The sequence below is a fragment of the Allobosea sp. genome, from assembly GCF_030694325.1.
Classification (GTDB): Bacteria; Pseudomonadota; Alphaproteobacteria; order Rhizobiales; family Beijerinckiaceae; genus Allobosea.
Genome location: NZ_JAUXYO010000160.1, coordinates 1 through 17,540 on the forward strand (window position 1 = coordinate 1; position 17,540 = coordinate 17,540).

The window sequence follows — 17,540 nt, forward strand, 5'->3', positions numbered from 1 at the left end:
GCAGGGCCGCCCGGGGCGCGTGGAACGCCCGGAGCCCGCTCGCGGCGTGGCTGGCCCGGCTGGTCGTCGGCCGGCGGCGGCGCCTGGGCGAGTTCGGGGAATCGGTCGGGGGCTGCGGCGGCGGCCATTCCCCCCGCCTGCGACAGGGCGATGGCGGGGAGGATGGTGCCGACCAGAAGCCAGTTTTTGGTGCGCGTCATGAAATCCGTTTCCGTTTTCGTCTGAAAGCGAGAACGCGCCAGCTGCGCTGAACCCGTCCTGAACCAAAAACGGCGAAAATCGGACCTTGTTCCGGCCAAAATTCCGTCGGCACGACCGCTTTCCGTATCGTCGGGCGACAGCAGGCAGCGCGCCGTTGCGCTCTTTTCGTTTGTCCCGCAGGGAACAGCCGTGCCGCCGCCGGGCCCCTAAACCGTCCTCCGACCACGGCGCCTCATCCCGGGGCGCGGGTCATTCCGAGGACCACGATCATGTATGCGTTCAGACAGGAGAGCTGCACGGGCTGCACCGGGCCGGGGCGGCAGATGTGCGAAGTCCGGCCCGCTCGCCGACCCCTTTTCTCCATCCCCAAGACGGCAGCAGCACCGACCCCTGCCCGGCCCGGCGACCAGACCGGGATCGCCGCCTGTCAGCCGTGCGGCGCCGACGAGGCCGGACTGCCGCGCCCCTGGCCCTCCAAGCTCAGGGCCGCCTTCGCAGGCTTCCGCGAACGAGCCGCCGAGCGGCGGCGCAACCGCCAGATCGCCCTTGAACTCTCGCGGCTCGACGACCGCACTCTCAGGGACATCGGCATCAGCCGGCCCGAGATCGAGGCCGCCATCGCCAGCGCGCAGCGCGGCAGGCGCTGACGCGGCCCACAACTCCCGACATTCACAAGGTACCCAACAGATGTTTTCCCATGACCATCACGGCAACGCGCTTTCCGGCGCGAGCCATAGCTCCGCCGACGCCTTCGCGCAGGCGGTCTCGCAGTTCGCGATCTTCTCGGGCGACCCGGTCGGCGCAGCCGAGACGCTGATGCGCGACGAGCCCGGCTTCGTCATGGCGCATGCGCTCCATGCCTGGCTCTATCTGCTCGGCACGGAGCCAGCCGCCATCCCGGTGGCGCGGCAGACGATCGAGCGCGCCCTGACGCTGCCAGCCACGGCGCGCGAGCGCGGCCATCTCGCGGCGCTCTCCCATCTCTGCGAGGGGCGCTGGCACGAGGCCTCGCGCGTGATCGAGGATGTCGCGATCGAGAACCCGCGCGACCTGCTCGCCCTGATCGCCGGGCACCAGCTCGACTTCTTCACCGGCAATGCGCGGCTCCTGAAGAACCGCATCGCGCGGGCGCTTCCGGCCTGGACGCCGGATATGGCCTCCCACCATGCCATGCTCGGCATGCACGCCTTCGGGCTGGAGGAGAACGGCGAATACGCGCTGGCCGAAAGCCAAGGCCGCGCCGCGCTTGCAGCCGCACCGGCCGATGGCTGGGCCCGCCATGCGGTCGCGCATGTGCTGGAGATGCAGGGGCGCCATGACGAGGGCATCGCCTTCATGCGCGACGACATGCCCAGCTGGACGCAGGGCAGCTTCCTGGCCGTCCACAACTGGTGGCATCTGGCGCTGTATCACCTCGAGCTCGGCCAGATCGACGAGGTGCTGGCGCTGGTCGACGGGCCGATCACCGGCGGCATGCCGGTGCAGATGCTCGAGCTGATCGACGCCTCCGCCATGCTGTGGCGGCTGCATCTGCGCGGCATCGATGTCGGTGAGCGCTGGACCCGGCTCGCGGAGCAGTATCAGGCGCGCTGGTCGGCGGGGCTCTACGCCTTCAACGACCTGCATGCGCTGATGGCCTTCATCGGCGCGGGCCGGCGCGACCTGATCGAAGCGGTGCTGGCGCAACAGCCGATCGCCATGCTCTCGGCCGGCGACAATGCCGAGTTCAGCCAGGATGTCGGCTATCCCTTGATGAAGGCGTTCGCCGCCTTCGGCGAGGGACGCTATGCCGAGGCGGTGCGGCTGATCCGGCCGGTGCGGCATATCGCGGCGCGGTTCGGTGGCAGCAACGCCCAGCGCGACGTGATCGAACTGACGCTGATCGAGGCCGCGTTGCGGGCCGGCGACGAGCCGTTGGCTCGCGCGCTGGCGGGGGAGAGGCTGGCGGCCAAGCATGAAAGCCCGCTGGCGCGGCTCTTCGCCCAGCGTGCGGGGCTGACCTTCGCGGGAGCGTCGCAGGTGGCGTAGGGCCGCCTGGACCGCGATGCTCGGACACACGCCGGCATCCCGGACGCAGCGAAGCGGAGATCCGGGATCCATCGGAGGGTGCTGCGCTCTACGATGGATCCCGGGTCAAGCCCGGGATGACGGCGGTGGTTCCAAGTCAAACTAGATGCCGGATTCCGCCTTCACGAAGGCCGCGATCTCGGCATGGCTGGCGAACCAGACGTCAGGCATCTCCTTGATGTGGGAGATCAGCTTTTCGAGGATCCAGATGCGCGAGCGGTAGGTGATGACATGCGGGTGCATGGTCAAAAGGAAGAGCCCGCCCTCCTCATAGGCGCGGTCGAATTCGCGTCGGAAAATGTCGAAGACGGCCTCCGGCGCCGTATAGGGGCGCAGCGCCTGAAAGCGGTTCATGTTGAAATAGACGGCGTCGTCGCGGATCCATTCGACAGGCAATTCGACCATGCCGGTCGGCTCGCCCTTCTCGATGATCTCGTAGGGGTCGTCATCGGCGAAGAGCGAGGAATCGTAGAGCAGACCGAGCTCGCGCTCGATCGAGAGCGTGACCTCGGAGAAATCCCATGAGGGAGTGCGCATGCCGACCGGGCGGACGCCGGTGATCTTTTCCAGCGTGTCGGCGGAGCGCAGATGCAGTTCGCGCTCGGCATCGGGCGGCACGGCGGTGTTGACCTCGTGGATCCAGCCATGGAGGCCGATCTCGTGGCCCTCGGCGATGACGCGGCGCTGCTCGTCGGGATAAAGCAGCGCGGTGACGGCGGGGACGAAGAAGGTCGCCTGAATGTCCTCCTTCTTCATCAGGTCGAGGATGCGGGGCATGCCGACGCGGTTGCCATACTGGCCCCAGGACAGCCGCCCGACCGACTTGCCGCCGTCGCGGAGTTCATTGGTCTCGTGATCGACATCGAAGGAGAGCGCGACCGCGCAACGCGCGCCGCCCTTCCATTTTGCCGGCTTCAGGTTGCGGCCGGCGCGGACGCGCTCGACCTTGGCGCGCCAGGTCTCCTCGGGCCACTGCCAGGGGAGGAGTTCGGGTTCGGACATGGGGTCTCTCCAGTTCATGCCATTTGACGCGCCGTCGTCCCGGGCGGAGCAAAGCGAAGACCCGGGACCCATGCCGGAACCGTTCAGGCATGGGTCCCGGGTCGGCGCGGCTGCCGCCGCTGGCCCGGGACGACGACGCGGATAGACAAATGCCTCCCACTCACGCCACCGGCAGCACCGGCACCGCAGCCAGCAGGCGCTTCGTGTAATCGTCGCGCGGGTTGTCGTAGACCTCTCCGGCCGGGCCGCTTTCGACGATCTTGCCGCGATGCATGATCGCGACGCGGTCGCAGAGATGGCGGACGACCGAGAGGTCGTGGGAGATGAAGAGCAGCGTCAGGCCGAGCTCCTGCCGCAGCCGCAGCAGCAGATTGATGATCTGCGCCTGGATCGAGACGTCGAGCGAGGCGACCGGCTCGTCGCAGACGACGACGTCGGGCTGCATGGCGAGCGCACGCGCAATGGCGACACGCTGGCGCTGGCCGCCGGAGAACTGGTGCGGATAGCGCCCCGCAAAGGCCGGATCGAGCCCCACCGCCGCCAGCCACTGCGCGACATAGGTGCCCGCTTCGGCGCGGGAGACGAGGCCATGGGCGAGCGGACCTTCCGCGATGCTGTCGCCGATGCGCATGCGAGGGTTCAGCGAGGCGAAGGGGTCCTGGAAGATCGTCTGGATGCGCGTGGTGATCTTGTGCGGGCGGTCGCCGTCGCTCATCACGGGCTCGCCGTCGAGCAGGATCTGACCGCTGTCGGGCGCATAGATGCCAGCGACGATGCGGCCGAGCGTCGACTTGCCGCTGCCGGATTCGCCGACGAGGCCAAGCGCCTCGCCCCGCGCGATCGACAGCGAGACCGTGTCGACGGCCTGCACCGCCGGGAGGGGGCCGACGAGCCCGGCCTTCTGCGCGAGCAGGCGCAACACGCCCGATTTGCGCTGGAAGCGTTTGCCGACGGCGTCGATGACCACATAGGGCAGATCGGCGCGGCGATGACCCGATTCCGCCTGACGCGGCAGGCGCGGCGGCGGAGCCGCGTCCGTGCCGGCCCCACGGGCCAGCAGCGCGCCGGGCTTGGCACGCGAGGGCAGCGAGTCGAGCAGGCCCTGCGTATAGGGGTGCTGCGGCCGGGTCAGGACCTGCAGCACCGGTCCCGCCTCGACGATTCTGCCGTAGCGCATGACGCAGACATGGTCGGCGATCGAGGCGACGGTGGCGAGGTCGTGGCTGATCCAGATCAGGGCGGTGCCGAGCTGCGCGACCAGTTCCTTCATCTCGACCAGGATCTCGGCCTGGATCGAGACGTCGAGCGCGGTCGTCGGCTCGTCGCAGATGATCAGCCGCGGCCGGTGCAGCAGCGCGATCGCGATGGCGACGCGCTGGCGCATGCCGCCGGAGAACTGGTGCGGGTAGAAATCGACCTTGGTCTCGGGGTCGGGGATGCGGACCTGGGCCAGCGCCGCGATGGCGCGCTGCCGGCGCTCGGCCCCCGTGACGCTCTCATGTGCTTCGAGTGCCAGGCCGATCTGGTCGCCGATGGTCAGCATCGGGTTCAGCGTCATCATCGGGTCCTGGAAGACCATCGAGATCGCCTTGCCGCGAATGGCGCGCAATTCGTCTGCCGGCAGGCCGACGAGTTCTCGGCCCTCGAGCCTGACCGAGCCGCGCTCGATGCGGCCGGGCGGATCGAGCAGGCCGATGATCGAGAAGCCGGTGATGCTCTTGCCCGAACCGGATTCGCCGACGAGGCCCATGACCTCGCCGCGCGCCAGGCTGAAGGAGACGCCATCGACCGCCTTCACCACACCGGCGCGGGCGTGGAAATGGGTGGCGAGGTCGCTGACTTCGAGCAGGGGGGTGTCGGTCATCACGATGTCTTTCGCCGATCGTGACGCTCCTCCCTTCCCCCTTGTGGGGAAGGGTATGGGGATGGGGGTCGCGCCGCCTGGTGAGCGCTCACCGAGCGGGCCGCCCCCCACCCCTGCCCCTCCCCACAAGGGGGAAGGGTTAGCGCGCGGTTCGAAAGCCTTTCCAACCAGGAGCCGCTCATCGCTTCAGCCTCGGATTGACCTGGTCGCGGATGCGGTCGCCGACGAGGTTGATCGCGACGATCAGCACGATCAGGGCGATGCCGGGATAGATCGAGATCCAGTAGCGGCCCGACAGCATGTACTGGAAGCCGTTGGAGATCAGCATGCCCAACGAGGGCTCGGTCACAGGGAGCCCGACGCCGAGGAAGGAGAGCGTCGCCTCCAGCGCGATCGCGCTCGCCACCTGCACGGTCGCCACGACGATCAGTGGCGGCAGGCAATTGGGGAAGATGTGCTTGAGCACGACGCGCCAGGCCGGCAGCGGCGTCGAGAGCACGGCCTCGACATAGTCCTTGCCGCGCTCGGCGGAGGCCGCGCCATGGGCGGTGCGGGCGAAATAGGCGTATTGCGCCGCTGCGAGCGCCGCGATGAGCTGCAGCTTGCCCTGGCCGAGCAGCGCCGAGAGGACGAGCGCCAGCAGGATCGCCGGGAAGGCGAGCTGGAGATCGACGACGCGCATGATGAAGGCTTCCCAGCGGCCGCCGAGATAGGCGGCGCCCACGCCCAGCGTGACGCCGACGGTAAAGGCCAGCGAGCCGGCGATCAGCCCCATCTGCAGCGAGATGCGCAGACCGTAGAGGATGGCCGAGAACAGGTCCCGGCCCTGCGCATCCGTGCCCAGGATATGGGTGTAGCCGGCCGATCCGACGAAGCCGGGAGGCCGGCGGGCATCCATCAGCACGAGATTGGCGAGGTCGTAGGGGTTCTGCGGGGCGACCAGCGGCGCGAAGATGGCTACGCCGAGCATCAGCACGACGACGCCGAGCGCCACCACCGCGACCCTGCTCTCCTGGAACTCGGCCCAGAAGCGCGCGACGGGGGAGATCTCCCGGGCGGGGATGGGCTGTTTCATCGCGAGCCCTCCCGGCGCAGCCGCGGATCGAGCCCGACATAGGCGAGATCGACGAGGAAGTTGATCATGATGAAGACGAAGGAGACCAGCATCAGATAGGCCACCATCACCGGCCGATCGAGCGAGGTGATCGAGTCGATGATCAGCTTGCCGATGCCGGGCCAGGAGAAGATCGTCTCGGTGACGACGGCGAAGGCCAGCGTCGAGGCGAATTCGAGCCCGAAGACGGTGACGAGCGGGATCGCGATCAGCCGCAGCACATGCCGGCGCAGCACGGTCCATTCGGACAGGCCGGCGGCGCGGGCGAACTTCACCGTGTCCGACAGCATCGCCTCGCGGGTGCCGGCCCGCGCCAGCCGCGTCATCAAGGCGAGCTTGAAGAAGGCGAGATTGGCCGCCGGCAGCAAAAGATGGCTCAGGCCGTTGGCGGTGAGGAAGCTCCATTCGATGCCGAAGAGCGGAAGGGTCGCGCCGCGCCCGCCGGCCGGCAGCCATTGCAGCTCGACCGCGAAGGCGATGATCAGGACGAGGCCGATCCAGAAGGTCGGCACCGAGAAGCCGAGGATCGAGATCGTCATGATCGCCTTGGCGGCAGACCCGTCCGGCTTGTAGCCGGCATAGATGCCGGCCGGGATGCCGATGAGGGCCGCGCCGCAGACGGCCGCGAGCGTGAGTTCCAGCGTCGCGGGCAGGCGCGAGAGGATGAGGTCGAGCACCGGCATGCCGAAGACGAAGGAGCGGCCGAAATCGCCCTGCAGGATGCGGCCGAGGAAAGTGAAGTACTGGACGTAGAGCGGCTGATCGAGGCCGTAGCGCGCGATCGTGTCGAGCCGGATGTCCTGGCTGACATCGGGGCCGATCAGCACGTCGATCGGGTTGCCGATGGCGTAGACGCCGACGAAGACCAGCGCCGACATCACGAGCATGACGACGAGCGCCTGTGCGAGCCGGCCGAGGATATGGGCTAGCATGACGCGAACCGCCGGCCTCGTCCCGCAGTCCTCATCCTGAGGAGCGCCGCAGGCGCGTCTCGAAGGATGATCCAGAGCGCGCTGGAGCATCCTTCGAGACGCCGCTGACGCGGCTCCTCAGGATGAGGGCCGAGGAAACGAGGCGCCCTCACGGCCAATTCTCCGTCATCGCGGCGCGCGTCTCCTCGACGCCGACCTGCCAGAGGCGGAGCATCTCGTTGTCGGAGCGCTGGTAGCGGCCGTGGAAATTGCCGTCGCCGAGGATCTCGCGCTTCGTGGCGGGATTGGCGGCCTGGTAGAGGGCTGCGTTGAAGGGTGGCTTGACGGCATCGGGCATGGCGACACCCTCGAGCCGCGTCCAGGGGAAGTTCTCCATCCAGGAGGCGTGCGAGGCCGCCGGATCGACCGCCCTGACCGCCTCCTGGAAGCGCGGGCCGGCCCACCAATTATGCAGCTTCACGCTGGCGTCTGTGCGCTTGCCCATCCATTCGGTCGCCAGCGTCATCACCGGCGAATTGCCGCCATGGCCGTTGACCATGACGATGCGGCGGAAGCCCGAGCGATAGAACGCCTCGAGCAGGTCCTCCATGACGGCGACATAGGTGCTCATGCGCAGCGAAACCGTGCCCGGATAGGCGGCGAAGGCCGGTGTCATGCCATAGGCCAGCACGGGAAAGACCGGGATGTCGAGCGGCTCGGCCGCGTCATGGGCAACCTTCTCGGCGAGGATCGCATCTGTCGCCAGGCTGAGGAAGGCATGCTGCTCGACGCATCCCAGCGGCAGGACGCAGCGGTCGTCGCGCTTCGCCTGCGCTTCGACCTGCATCCAGTTCATCTCGGCGACACGCACGGCCTGATCCTTGCTTGGAGACGTACTCGGTGGGCGCAGCAGAATCGGATTGCTCGCGCAACGCGGCTCCATCATCCTCGTTTCCCTGCATCCTTGACTCTCGCGCCCGACAGCGTCAAGTTCCATTTGGAACTATTAGCGGACGGGGAGGGCCTTGGAGATGCGTCGCGCGCCAACGGCTGTTTCGCGTGTCGGCGCCTCGCGTGAGAAGGCGCTGAAAGAGCTCGACCCGCTGACCGTCACCAAGCTGTGGGACAACCCCTGCTGGTTGTCCTTCCGGCTGAATTTCATCGCCTTCCGCTTCAACGACCCGGTCTATCGCTGGATCGAGACCCGCTACGGCCTGGTGCGGCCCGAATTCGTCGCGCTCTATGCGGTGGGCCTGCGCGACGGGGTGGCCGCCAAGAACATCGTCGCCTCCTCGGGCCTGCCGAAGAACACGCTCAGCCGCTCGATCCAGCGGCTGCTGCAGCGGCGCCTGCTGCGCCGCGAGACCGACCCGGAGGATCTGCGCAGCTTCGTCCTCTATCTGACCGGGCCGGGCCGCGCGATCTTCGAGGAAACCATGCCGCTGATGATCCAGCAGCAGACAGCGATGCTGTCCGCACTTACCGACGCCGAGCAGCGCCAGCTCTGCGAACTCATGGACAAGCTGGTGATCGCCTCACCGACCTGGCCCAACGATCTCGAAAAAGAGGGAACCGCATCATGACCATCCACATCGCCCGCGTTGCCGCCCTGGCCCTGCTGCTGGGCGCTTCCGTCTCGACAGCCGCTCTCGCGCAGAACCTGACCATCGGTGTGCGCGCCGGGCCGGATTCGATCGATCCGCATTTCACCGCGACCGGCACCCATGCGGAGTCGCTGAAGCACATCTTCGATACGCTGACCTGGTCCGGCGACAAGCTGCAGATCGAGCCGCGGCTGGCCACGAGCTGGAAGGCGATCGCGCCCGATACCTGGGAGTTCAAGCTGCGCTCCGGCGTCAAGTTCCATGACGGGTCGGACTTCACCGCCGAGGACGTCAAGTTCTCGATCGAGCGCATCCCGGTCGTCGCCGGCCCGAACCCGACGACGATCTATGTGCGCCGCGTCAAGGAGGTGAAGATCATCGACCCGCTGACGGTCCATATCGTCACCGATGGACCGGCGCCGAACCTGCCCAACGACTTCATCCGCCTGTTCATCGTCTCGTCCAAGGCCGCCGCCGGCCTGACCAAGGACAATGCCAACGAGACCTTCAACTCCGGCAAGGCCGCGATCGGCACCGGCCCCTACAAGTTCGTCTCCTGGACGCCGAAGGACCAGCTCGTGCTGGACCGGTTCGACGGTTACTGGGGCCCCAAGGAGCCCTGGGCAAAGGTCGTCCGCAAGGAGCTGCCCAATGACGCCGCCCGCGTCGCCCAGTTGAAGGCCGGCCAGGTCGACATCATCGTGCGCGCACCGGCTTCCGACGTCACGACGCTGAAGCGCGACCCGAAGCTGTCGGTCGCCACGATCGAGACGGTCTATGTCTTCAACATGGAGATCGACATGCGGGACAAGTCCCCGCAGGTCAGCGCCAAGGACGGCTCGGCCCTGCCGAAGAACCCGCTGCAGGACCCCCGCGTGCGCGAGGCGATCGATCTCGCCATCGACCGGCCGGCGCTCGTCGAGATCGCGATGGAAGGGCTCGGCGCGCCGGTCAACCAGCTGGTGACCTCCAGCATCGCCGGCTTCAACAAGAGCCTGCCGCCTCTGAAGGTCGATCTCGCCCGCGCCAAGAAGCTGCTCGAGGAGGCCGGCTACCCCAACGGCTTCAAGACCACCTTCTCCTTCACCAATGATCGCCTGCCGGGCGACCGCCAGGTCGGCACTTCGGTGGCGCAGATGCTGGCGCGGATCGGGCTCGACGTCACCGCCAATGCCCAGACGGCGGCCGTGTTCTTCCCGGCCCGCACGCGCGGCGAATTCTCGCTCGCCATGTCGGGCTGGGGCACGCTGACCGGCGAGGCCAACTACACGCTCTCCTCGGTGGTCCACTCCAACGATCCGGCCAGGAAGCTCGGCGCCTTCAACGTGCTCGGCTACAAGAACCCCGATCTCGACAAGCTGATCCAGGACGCCTCGGTCGAGCTCGACGAGGCCAAGCGCAACGATCTGCTCTCGCAGGCCAACGCGATCGTCGCCAAGGACCGGCCGCGCCTGCCGATCGTCGCTGTGGGCTCGGCCTGGGCGATGCAGAAGGACAAGGTGACTATCGCCCCGCGCGTCGACGAGGACACGCTGGCGATGGATATCAAGCCCGCCAAGAAGTGAAGCCAGCCGTGTTCCCCTCCCCCTTGTGGGGAGGGGTTAGGGGTGGGGGGCGCAAAGGCGGCGCTCACGCTCGATACGCAAGGCCCGACCGCAGTCCCATGCTCCTGCTCCCGGCCGCTCACCCGGTCGTTCGCCCCCCACCCCTGCCCCTCCCCACGAGGGGGAGGGGTTTGCGCCGAGGTTCCATCGCCTGATGACCAAGCCCATCGCTCTCGCCATCCATGGCGGCTGCGGCACGCTGCCGAAATCCGAAATGAGCGAGGCCGAATGGGCCGAAGCCCGGGCCGATCTCGCTGCCTCCCTGCGGGCCGGCTGGGCCATTCTCGCCAGGGGCGGTACGGCGGTCGATGCCGTCGAAGCGGCGGTGCGGGTGATGGAGGATTCAGTCCATTTCAACGCCGGCCATGGCGCCGCCTTCAACGCCGAGGGCGAGCATGAGCTCGACGCCTCGATCATGGATGGCTCCACGCTGGCGGCCGGCGCGGTCGCGGCCGCCAAGCGCATCCGCAACCCGGTCAGCGCCGCCAAGGCGCTGATGCTGCGCGGCGACCCGCTGCTGCTGGTGGGCCCCGCGGCCGACACCTTCGCCGCCCATGAGGGGCTCGACACGGTCGAGAACGGGCATTTCTCGACCGAGCGGCGGCGCAAGAACCTGACCTCGATGAAGATCCGCGAACTCGTCGGCACGGCCGGCGAGGCGAGCGAGGCCGAGAAGCACGGCACCGTCGGCGCGGTGGCGCTCGATGCGGCCGGGCATCTCGCCGCGGCGACCTCGACCGGCGGCTACACCAACAAGCCCGTCGGCCGCGTCGGCGATTCCCCGATCATCGGCGCCGGCACCTATGCCCGCGACGGGCGCTGCGCGGTGTCGGGCACCGGCAAGGGCGAGTATTTCATCCGCTACTGCGTCGGCCACGAACTGGCCTCGCTGATCGGCTACAAGGGCCTGCACCTCGAGGAGGCGAGCGCCGCCGTGCTCGGCGAACTCACGGCGCATAAGATCGGCGCCGGGCTGGTGGCGATCGACGCGAACGGGACCATCGTCGCGCCCTACAACACGCAGGGCATGTATCGCGGCTGGGTGACGCCGGACGGCACCGTCCATGTCGCGACGCATGGCGATGTCGAGATCGCAGGGCCGGCGTGATGGCTGGCCGCTCGTCTCCCTCAGCCCTCATCCTGAGGAGCCGCGCAGCGGCGTCTCGAAGGATGGTCCAGGAGGTTCGCGCGTTCACTGAAACATCCTTCGAGACGCGGCTTTCAGCCGCTCCTCAGGATGAGGGCTCACGGGCTCAGGAGCTGCTCACATGACCACCGAACCCATCCTCATCTGGGGCGCCGGCGCCATCGGCGGCACGCTGGGGGCCTATTGGGCGCGCGCCGGCATCCCCGTGCTGCTGGTCGACATCGTGCCCGAGCATGTCGCGGCCTGCCGGACGACGGGGCTCAAGATCACCGGGCCGATCGAGCAGTTCACGCAGGTGATCCCCGCCGTGACGCCGGCCGAGCTGACCGGGACCTATCAGCGCATCGTGCTCGCAGTGAAGGCCGGCGCGACCGACGAAGCGGTCGCGGCGCTGAAGCCCCATCTCGCCGCCGACGGCTATGTGCTCTCGGCCCAGAACGGGCTCAACGAAATCGCCATCGCGGCGGCCGTCGGGGCGGAGCGGACGATGGGCTGCTTCGTGAATTTCGGCGCCGACTGGCACGGCCCCGGCGAGATCCTCTACGGCAATGAGGGGGCCGTCGTCGTCGGCGAGATCGACGGGCAGATCACGCCGCGCGGGATCGAGATGCACAAGCTGCTGCTCGGATTCGAGCCCAAATCGATCCTGACGACCAATATCTGGGGCTATCTCTGGGGCAAGCTGTCCTATGGCGCGATGCTGTTCGGCACCGCGCTGACGCCCGATTCGATGTCGGCGAACTTCGCCGATCCCGACCGCCTCGTGGTCTGGCTGGCGCTGGGCCAGGAGGTCGCTGCGGTGGCGGCGGCGCGGGGCGTCAAGACGCTGGGCTTCGGCGAGTTCGACCCGATGGTCTTCGCGCCCGGCCAGCCGGAATATCCGCAGATCGAGACCATCGCCTGGCTCGCCGACTACACCTCCAAGACCGCCAAGACCCATTCCGGCATCTGGCGCGACCTCGCCGTGCGCAAGCGCAAGACCGAGGTCGATCCGCAGATCGGCATCATCGCCGCGCTCGGGCGGGAAGCCGGCGTGCCGACGCCTGCGGTCGAGACGCTGGTGACCCTGATCCACGACATCGAGGACGGCCGGCGGCCGCAATCCCCCGAGACCCTGAAAGTGCTGATCGACCGATGCAAATCCGTTTTGACGACCGCGTAGCCCTCGTCACCGGCGCGGCCCAGGGCATCGGGCGCGCCATCGCCACCGCCCTGATCGAGGCCGGCGCCACGGTCCATCTCGCCGATATCGACACCGAAGGCGTCGCGGCCACGGCGGCTGCGATCGGCGCCATTCCCCATGCGGTCGATCTCGGCTCGGCCGAGGCGGCGGCGAAGCTCGTCGCCGACATCGTCGCGCAAAGCGGGCGGCTGGAGCTTCTGGTGCATGCGGCGGGTGGCGTGCGCGGCCAGGTCGGACGTCCGATCGAGGAGATCTCCGAGGCCGACTGGCGGGTGATCTTCGCCGCGAATGTCGATTCCGCCTTCTTCCTCGCGCAGGCGGCCGCGCCCGCGATGAAGGCCTCCGGCCATGGCCGCATCGTGACGATCTCGTCGGGAGCTGGTTTACGTCCCAGCCTGACCGGCATTCAGGCCTATTCGTCCGCCAAGCACGCGCTGGTCGGGCTGACCAAGCAGCTCGCCTGGGAGTTCGGTCCGCATGGCATCACGGTGAATTCGGTGGCGCCGGGCTTCGTGCGCTCCAATCCCGCCACCGAGCGGCAATGGGAGAGCTATGGGCCGGAAGGCCAGAAGCGCCAGATCGAGGGCATCCACACCCGCCGGCTGGGCACGCCCGCCGACATCGCGACCGCCAGCCTGTTCTTCCTCAGCGAGCAGGCCGGCTGGATCACCGGGCAGGTGCTCTCGGTGGATGGCGGGCGCTCCTGAGGCCGGCCAGACGGTCAGTCGATCCCGATCAGAACCCGCTCTGGCCAAAGTGGATGGCTGAACCAGATGCGGAGACGCGTGATGTCAGGGACGTCGGGCTGACGGATCAGAACGTCTCCGTAGACGTCGTGGATGATCAGTTGGCGGGGCGGGGTAGCGATCACCCCGACGAAGCCGGGCGGCCAGCCAGGATCGACCTCGCTGCTGCGCCCGAAGGTCAATTCGGTTTCGCCATCGACCTCGGGTCGCACGCATACGATCAGCATCGTGCGGGAGGCCGCGACCAGCGTATTGTCGGGATCGATCTTGTCGGCTGGCACCTCGACATACCCACCGTGCTCGACCAACTCCCCGCCACCGGTGATAAAGATGATTGAGTTTTGAGGTTGGATTTTCTGGATTTTGATCATCGCCGACCTCGGAAGGGCAGAACAAAGCCACCTTGCTTGTTGCTGCATGATTTGCAGTGCGGGAATAGCCTTTGACCGCGCCCGAGCGGATTGATCGCGGTCGGAATTTGATGATCGCCGATAAAGCGCCCGCTTCCTGTGCCCGGCTCAGTCGTGCCGCAAGTATGGCAGCCGAACAAGCGGCCGATCGCGTCGATCTGCTGCTGCTCGCTCTCCCTCAAACGCCCCGAGCCACGCGCCGGAATCGACTCCTGTGCGAACGGACCTTCGCCGATGCCTCGGCTGCTGAGTTCCCGGAGCCGCCCTTCTGCCTGACGGATGGCAGCCTGGTTGCTGAGGATCGCGCCCTCGATTCCTTCCGACATGCTCGCCGGCGGCTTCCAGCGCGGATCGATCTCATGGACACGCCGGATCGCGGCCTGCGCCTGGCTCTCGCTCGCCGCGAGCCTCGCCTGCTGGCCGAGCGTCGCACCGGGCCACTGGCCTGATCCGCCACGCGGGCGGTAGGTGATGTCCTCGATCGGTGCCTGGTCGTCGCGCAGACGCCAGTCACCCAGCCCGCTCTCGGCATCGACCGCACCGAGGCCCTCTGCCCAGCCTCCGGCGAGCCATTCCTCGAAGCTCATCGGACCGGACCCGCCTGAGCCATCGGTCCACTGTCCACCATCGGGATGGCCTGCAGGGACACGCGGCTGGTCGGGCCGGTACTTGCGGGTCGGGCTCCCAAACCACCTGCGATGCAGATCGCGCCTGAGGGTGAGCAGCCCGACGCGCAGCCGCAGCAGGCTGACATTCAGAACCCAGTATTCGTTGCGTGCCTCCGTCGCCTTCATCCGCGGCGCCCTCCTTTGTGGCGCGTGCGGAAGGGTGAGGCCGTTCAAGCGAGCGGGGATATCGGGCCGGGCTTATCCCCGCGCCCCGAGCCTGCACCTATTCTCCCCTCGCTCTCCCCGACCGAGGGGGCTTCGCGAGGCGTCGTGTGGCCGGGGAGGGTGCGGTGTTCATGGGGGACGGCCGTCGCGGGTCGGACACCATGGAGGGGCTTCGTCGCCCGGGTCGACCACAACCCGGTCCGTGAGGGACGCAACGCGCGGCGAATGAACCAAAGAGAACCGCGCGCGGGGCGAGGTGGCGGCTGTTGGCGCTGCTTCGACGTTTCCGACATCGACACCGACACCGGCACGCAGTCGTCGGCTGCGACGCCACCTCGTCCCGCGCATCCCCTCGGATACGCTTCCAGACCCGAGAACCCCGCGGCAGGAGCCGGCCGGGGCTTTCGGTGCGTGGCGACGGCTCATCATCCCCTTACCGTCATTCCGGGCGAGCGCAGCGAAGACCCGGAATCCATCGGAGGGCGGATTCGGGCATCGATTTGGCTCTATGATGGATTCCGGATCGGCGCGGCTGCGCCGCTTGTCCGGAATGACGGCGCGGGTGTGATCGCGGTCGGAGGGCTGCGATCGGCCGTCGGCCCCGGCCCGCCGATTCTCAATCCGGAATGCGCGCCAGGTCCGCCAGCCAGGCCGCGCCGGAGGCATCGCTGGGCGCGCGCCAGTCGCCGCGCGGGGAGAGCGAGCCGCCTGACGAGACCTTCGGCCCGTTGGGCATCGCCGAGCGCTTGAACTGGCTGGTCTCGAAGAAGCGGCGCACGAAGACGGTCAGCCAGCGCTTGATCGTCGGCAGGTCGTAGGCGACCTGCTTGGCGGCCTCCATATGCGGCGGCCAGGTGCCGCGCGTGGCATCGGCCCAGGCGTGATGCGAGAGGAAGGCGATCTTGCTCGGCCGGAAACCGTAGCGCGTCGTGTAGAACAGGTTGAAGTCCTGCAGCGCGTAGGGGCCGACGAAATCCTCGGTCTTCTGGCTCGGCCCCTCCCCGTCCCCCGGTACCAGCTCGGGCGAGATCTCGGTCGCCAGGATGTCCTCCAGCGTCACTGATGCCTCCGCACCGAAGCGCTCGGTGCGAGCGACCCAGCGGATGAGATGCTGGATCAGCGTCTTCGAGACTGAGCCGTTGACGTTGTAATGGGACATCTGGTCACCGACGCCATAGGTACACCAGCCGAGCGCCAGCTCCGACAGATCGCCCGTGCCGAGCACGAGGCCGTTGTTCTTGTTGGCGAGGCGGAACAGCAGCGAGGTGCGCGCACCCGCCTGCACATTTTCGAAAGTGATATCGTAGACGGGCTCGCCCTCGGCGAAGGGGTGGCCGATATCGACCAGCATCTGCCGGCAGGCCGGCGTCATGTCGATCTCGGCGGCGGTGACACCGAGCGCCTTCATCAGCCGCCAGGCATTGGTCTTGGTGCCCGCGCTGGTGGCGAAGGCCGGCAGCGTATAGGCGAGGATGTTGGCGCGGGGCAGGCCCAGCGCATCCATCGTATCGGCCGCGACGAGCAGCGCCTGCGTCGAATCGAGCCCGCCGGAGACGCCGATGACGATCTTGTCGACGCGGGTGCTCGCCAGCCGCTGGCGCAGGCCATGCGACTGGATGTTGTAGGCCTCGAAGCAGAGCTCGTTCAGCCGGGCATCGTCCGAGGGGACGAAGGGAAAGCGCTCGACCTCGCGCCGCAGGCCGAGATCGCTCTCGCGGTCGGGCTCCAGCGCGAAGGCGATGCGACGAAAGCCGAGCCGGTCGCGCAGTGCATCGGCATTGTCGCCGAAGGTGTTCATGCGGATGCGGTCGAGCGCCAGCCGCTCCAGGTCGATATCGGCCACGATCAGCTGCGGTTCGGCCGCGAAGCGCTCGGCCTCGGCCAGCAGCGCGCCATTCTCGTAGATCATGGCCTGCCCGTCCCAGGCGAGATCGGTGGTCGACTCGCCCGTGCCGGCGGCGGAATAGGCATAAGCCGCGATGCAGCGGCCCGAATGGGCCTTGCACAGGGTGTGGCGCCAGTCCGACTTGCCGATGGTGACATTGGAGGCCGAAAGGTTCAGCAGCACGGTCGCGCCCGCCAGCGCCGCAAACGAACTCGGCGGCACCGGCATCCAGACATCCTCGCAGATCTCCATGTGGAGCGTGAGATCGGGGACGTCGGAGGCGGTCAAAAGGATGTCGGTGCCGAAGGGCACCTCCTGGCCGCAGAGTTCGATCGAGGCGATGCCGGCGCGCTCGCCCGAGGCGAACTGCCTGCGCTCGTAGAATTCGCGATAGTTCGGCAGGTAGGTCTTGGGCACGATCGCGAGGATGCGGCCGCGATGGATCGCCACCGCGCAGTTGAACAGCCGCCCCTCCACCCGCAGGGGAGCACCGGCGATAGTGACCGCCCGCAGCTTATGGCTCTCCTCGACCAGCGCAGCGATAGCCTCACGCACCGCGTCGAGCAGCGCGCTCTGCATGTGCAGATCGTCGATCGCATAGGCGCTGAGGCCCAGCTCCGGAAAGAGCACGACCGAGGCGCCCTCCCCGTCCGCCCGGCGCAGCAGCGGCAGCATCTCGGAGACGTTGAAGGCAGGATCGGCGACCTTGAGGCCCGGCGCCGCGCAGGCGAGACGAATCAGGCCATGCGTATGGATATTGGCAAAGGTCATTCCGTGGAACGCTCCTTCCCGCGGCGGCGGCCCCGGGACGGCCCCTTATCGCGCAGGCCAGCGCGGCCGGGCAAGGGCCCAGAGCGCGACATGCGGCATCAGCGCGAACTGGTTCTCATGCAACGCCTTGTCGATGGCTTCGACCGACATCAGCCTCAGTTCCATGGTTTCGAGATCGCCCGACTCAGGCGGCGCCAC

General features: G+C 67.9%; 16 protein-coding genes. 7 read left to right on the plus strand and 9 right to left on the minus strand.

What is annotated here, in order from left to right:
- The coding region (locus Q8M82_RS10040; RefSeq protein ID WP_305691224.1) for a hypothetical protein at positions 1 to 200 on the minus strand (200 nt) is incomplete at its 3' end.
- A 270-nt stretch (positions 201 to 470) separates the two neighbouring features.
- On the opposite strand from Q8M82_RS10040, the gene Q8M82_RS10045 reads away from it, so the two are divergent.
- Together Q8M82_RS10045 and Q8M82_RS10050 are read left to right on the plus strand one after the other, a co-directional pair.
- Entirely contained in the window at positions 471 to 848 is a 378-nt protein-coding gene (locus Q8M82_RS10045) for a DUF1127 domain-containing protein (protein WP_305691225.1), read from the plus strand.
- 40 nt (positions 849 to 888) lie between these two features.
- Entirely contained in the window at positions 889 to 2,229 is a 1,341-nt protein-coding gene (locus tag Q8M82_RS10050; protein ID WP_305691226.1) for a tetratricopeptide repeat protein, read from the plus strand.
- Between the two features lie 141 nt (positions 2,230 to 2,370).
- On the opposite strand, the gene Q8M82_RS10055 is transcribed toward Q8M82_RS10050, so the two are convergent.
- From Q8M82_RS10055 to Q8M82_RS10075, 5 genes are all read right to left on the minus strand, one after another.
- Positions 2,371 to 3,270 carry a polysaccharide deacetylase family protein gene (locus tag Q8M82_RS10055; RefSeq protein ID WP_305691227.1) on the minus strand — a complete coding sequence of 300 codons (900 nt, stop codon included), beginning with the start codon at positions 3,268 to 3,270 and terminating at the stop codon, positions 2,371 to 2,373.
- A gap of 160 nt (positions 3,271 to 3,430) precedes the next feature.
- Complete coding sequence (locus tag Q8M82_RS10060) at positions 3,431 to 5,134, minus strand: dipeptide ABC transporter ATP-binding protein (protein ID WP_305691228.1); 1,704 nt, start codon at positions 5,132 to 5,134, stop codon at positions 3,431 to 3,433.
- Between the two features lie 178 nt (positions 5,135 to 5,312).
- On the minus strand, positions 5,313 to 6,209 hold the full coding sequence (locus Q8M82_RS10065) for an ABC transporter permease (RefSeq protein WP_305691229.1): 897 nt from the start codon (positions 6,207 to 6,209) through the stop codon (positions 5,313 to 5,315).
- A complete protein-coding gene (locus Q8M82_RS10070; RefSeq protein WP_305691230.1) occupies positions 6,206 to 7,180 on the minus strand; it encodes an ABC transporter permease in 975 nt (324 codons plus the stop codon). The genes Q8M82_RS10065 and Q8M82_RS10070 overlap by 4 nt, the downstream gene beginning before the upstream one ends.
- Before the next feature lie 148 nt (positions 7,181 to 7,328).
- Positions 7,329 to 8,030, minus strand: coding sequence for a creatininase family protein (locus Q8M82_RS10075; protein WP_305691231.1), 702 nt, complete (start codon positions 8,028 to 8,030; stop codon positions 7,329 to 7,331).
- A gap of 160 nt (positions 8,031 to 8,190) precedes the next feature.
- On the opposite strand from Q8M82_RS10075, the gene Q8M82_RS10080 reads away from it, so the two are divergent.
- The 5 genes from Q8M82_RS10080 (at position 8,191) to Q8M82_RS10100 (ending at position 13,404) form a co-directional block, all read left to right on the plus strand.
- Positions 8,191 to 8,742: a MarR family winged helix-turn-helix transcriptional regulator gene (locus Q8M82_RS10080; RefSeq protein WP_305691232.1), complete on the plus strand. Its 552-nt coding sequence runs from the start codon at positions 8,191 to 8,193 to the stop codon at positions 8,740 to 8,742.
- Complete coding sequence (locus tag Q8M82_RS10085) at positions 8,739 to 10,328, plus strand: ABC transporter substrate-binding protein (RefSeq protein WP_305691233.1); 1,590 nt, start codon at positions 8,739 to 8,741, stop codon at positions 10,326 to 10,328. Before Q8M82_RS10080 ends, Q8M82_RS10085 begins: the two co-directional genes overlap by 4 nt.
- Before the next feature lie 193 nt (positions 10,329 to 10,521).
- Positions 10,522 to 11,475, plus strand: a complete 954-nt coding sequence (locus tag Q8M82_RS10090; RefSeq protein WP_305691234.1) for an isoaspartyl peptidase/L-asparaginase family protein — start codon at positions 10,522 to 10,524, stop codon at positions 11,473 to 11,475.
- 160 nt (positions 11,476 to 11,635) lie between these two features.
- Complete coding sequence (locus tag Q8M82_RS10095; protein ID WP_305691235.1) at positions 11,636 to 12,676, plus strand: ketopantoate reductase family protein; 1,041 nt, start codon at positions 11,636 to 11,638, stop codon at positions 12,674 to 12,676.
- Positions 12,649 to 13,404, plus strand: coding sequence for an SDR family NAD(P)-dependent oxidoreductase (locus Q8M82_RS10100; RefSeq protein ID WP_305691236.1), 756 nt, complete (start codon positions 12,649 to 12,651; stop codon positions 13,402 to 13,404). The genes Q8M82_RS10095 and Q8M82_RS10100 overlap by 28 nt, the downstream gene beginning before the upstream one ends.
- A 14-nt stretch (positions 13,405 to 13,418) precedes the next feature.
- Here Q8M82_RS10100 and Q8M82_RS10105 read toward each other — a convergent pair whose 3' ends face one another.
- From Q8M82_RS10105 to Q8M82_RS10115, 3 genes are all read right to left on the minus strand, one after another.
- Positions 13,419 to 13,814 carry a hypothetical protein gene (locus Q8M82_RS10105; RefSeq protein WP_305691237.1) on the minus strand — a complete coding sequence of 132 codons (396 nt, stop codon included), beginning with the start codon at positions 13,812 to 13,814 and terminating at the stop codon, positions 13,419 to 13,421.
- Positions 13,811 to 14,647, minus strand: coding sequence for a hypothetical protein (locus tag Q8M82_RS10110; RefSeq protein ID WP_305691238.1), 837 nt, complete (start codon positions 14,645 to 14,647; stop codon positions 13,811 to 13,813). The genes Q8M82_RS10105 and Q8M82_RS10110 overlap by 4 nt, the downstream gene beginning before the upstream one ends.
- Before the next feature lie 655 nt (positions 14,648 to 15,302).
- The gene (locus tag Q8M82_RS10115) at positions 15,303 to 17,342 is read right to left on the minus strand and encodes an NAD(+) synthase (protein WP_305691239.1); all 2,040 of its coding nucleotides are present in this window, start codon (positions 17,340 to 17,342) and stop codon (positions 15,303 to 15,305) included.
- Between the last annotated feature and the right edge of the window lie 198 nt (positions 17,343 to 17,540).

Coding starts and splice junctions, on each gene's coding strand:
- Q8M82_RS10055 (WP_305691227.1), bottom strand. CDS start 3,270: ATGTCCGAACCCGAACTCCTCCCCTGGCAGTGGCCCGAGGAGACCTGG.
- Q8M82_RS10090 (WP_305691234.1), top strand. CDS start 10,522: ATGACCAAGCCCATCGCTCTCGCCATCCATGGCGGCTGCGGCACGCTG.
- Q8M82_RS10065 (WP_305691229.1), bottom strand. CDS start 6,209: ATGAAACAGCCCATCCCCGCCCGGGAGATCTCCCCCGTCGCGCGCTTC.
- Q8M82_RS10045 (WP_305691225.1), top strand. CDS start 471: ATGTATGCGTTCAGACAGGAGAGCTGCACGGGCTGCACCGGGCCGGGG.
- Q8M82_RS10070 (WP_305691230.1), bottom strand. CDS start 7,180: ATGCTAGCCCATATCCTCGGCCGGCTCGCACAGGCGCTCGTCGTCATG.
- Q8M82_RS10115 (WP_305691239.1), bottom strand. CDS start 17,342: ATGACCTTTGCCAATATCCATACGCATGGCCTGATTCGTCTCGCCTGC.
- Q8M82_RS10085 (WP_305691233.1), top strand. CDS start 8,739: ATGACCATCCACATCGCCCGCGTTGCCGCCCTGGCCCTGCTGCTGGGC.
- Q8M82_RS10100 (WP_305691236.1), top strand. CDS start 12,649: ATGCAAATCCGTTTTGACGACCGCGTAGCCCTCGTCACCGGCGCGGCC.
- Q8M82_RS10110 (WP_305691238.1), bottom strand. CDS start 14,647: ATGAAGGCGACGGAGGCACGCAACGAATACTGGGTTCTGAATGTCAGC.
- Q8M82_RS10050 (WP_305691226.1), top strand. CDS start 889: ATGTTTTCCCATGACCATCACGGCAACGCGCTTTCCGGCGCGAGCCAT.
- Q8M82_RS10060 (WP_305691228.1), bottom strand. CDS start 5,134: ATGACCGACACCCCCCTGCTCGAAGTCAGCGACCTCGCCACCCATTTC.
- Q8M82_RS10080 (WP_305691232.1), top strand. CDS start 8,191: ATGCGTCGCGCGCCAACGGCTGTTTCGCGTGTCGGCGCCTCGCGTGAG.
- Q8M82_RS10095 (WP_305691235.1), top strand. CDS start 11,636: ATGACCACCGAACCCATCCTCATCTGGGGCGCCGGCGCCATCGGCGGC.
- Q8M82_RS10105 (WP_305691237.1), bottom strand. CDS start 13,814: ATGATCAAAATCCAGAAAATCCAACCTCAAAACTCAATCATCTTTATC.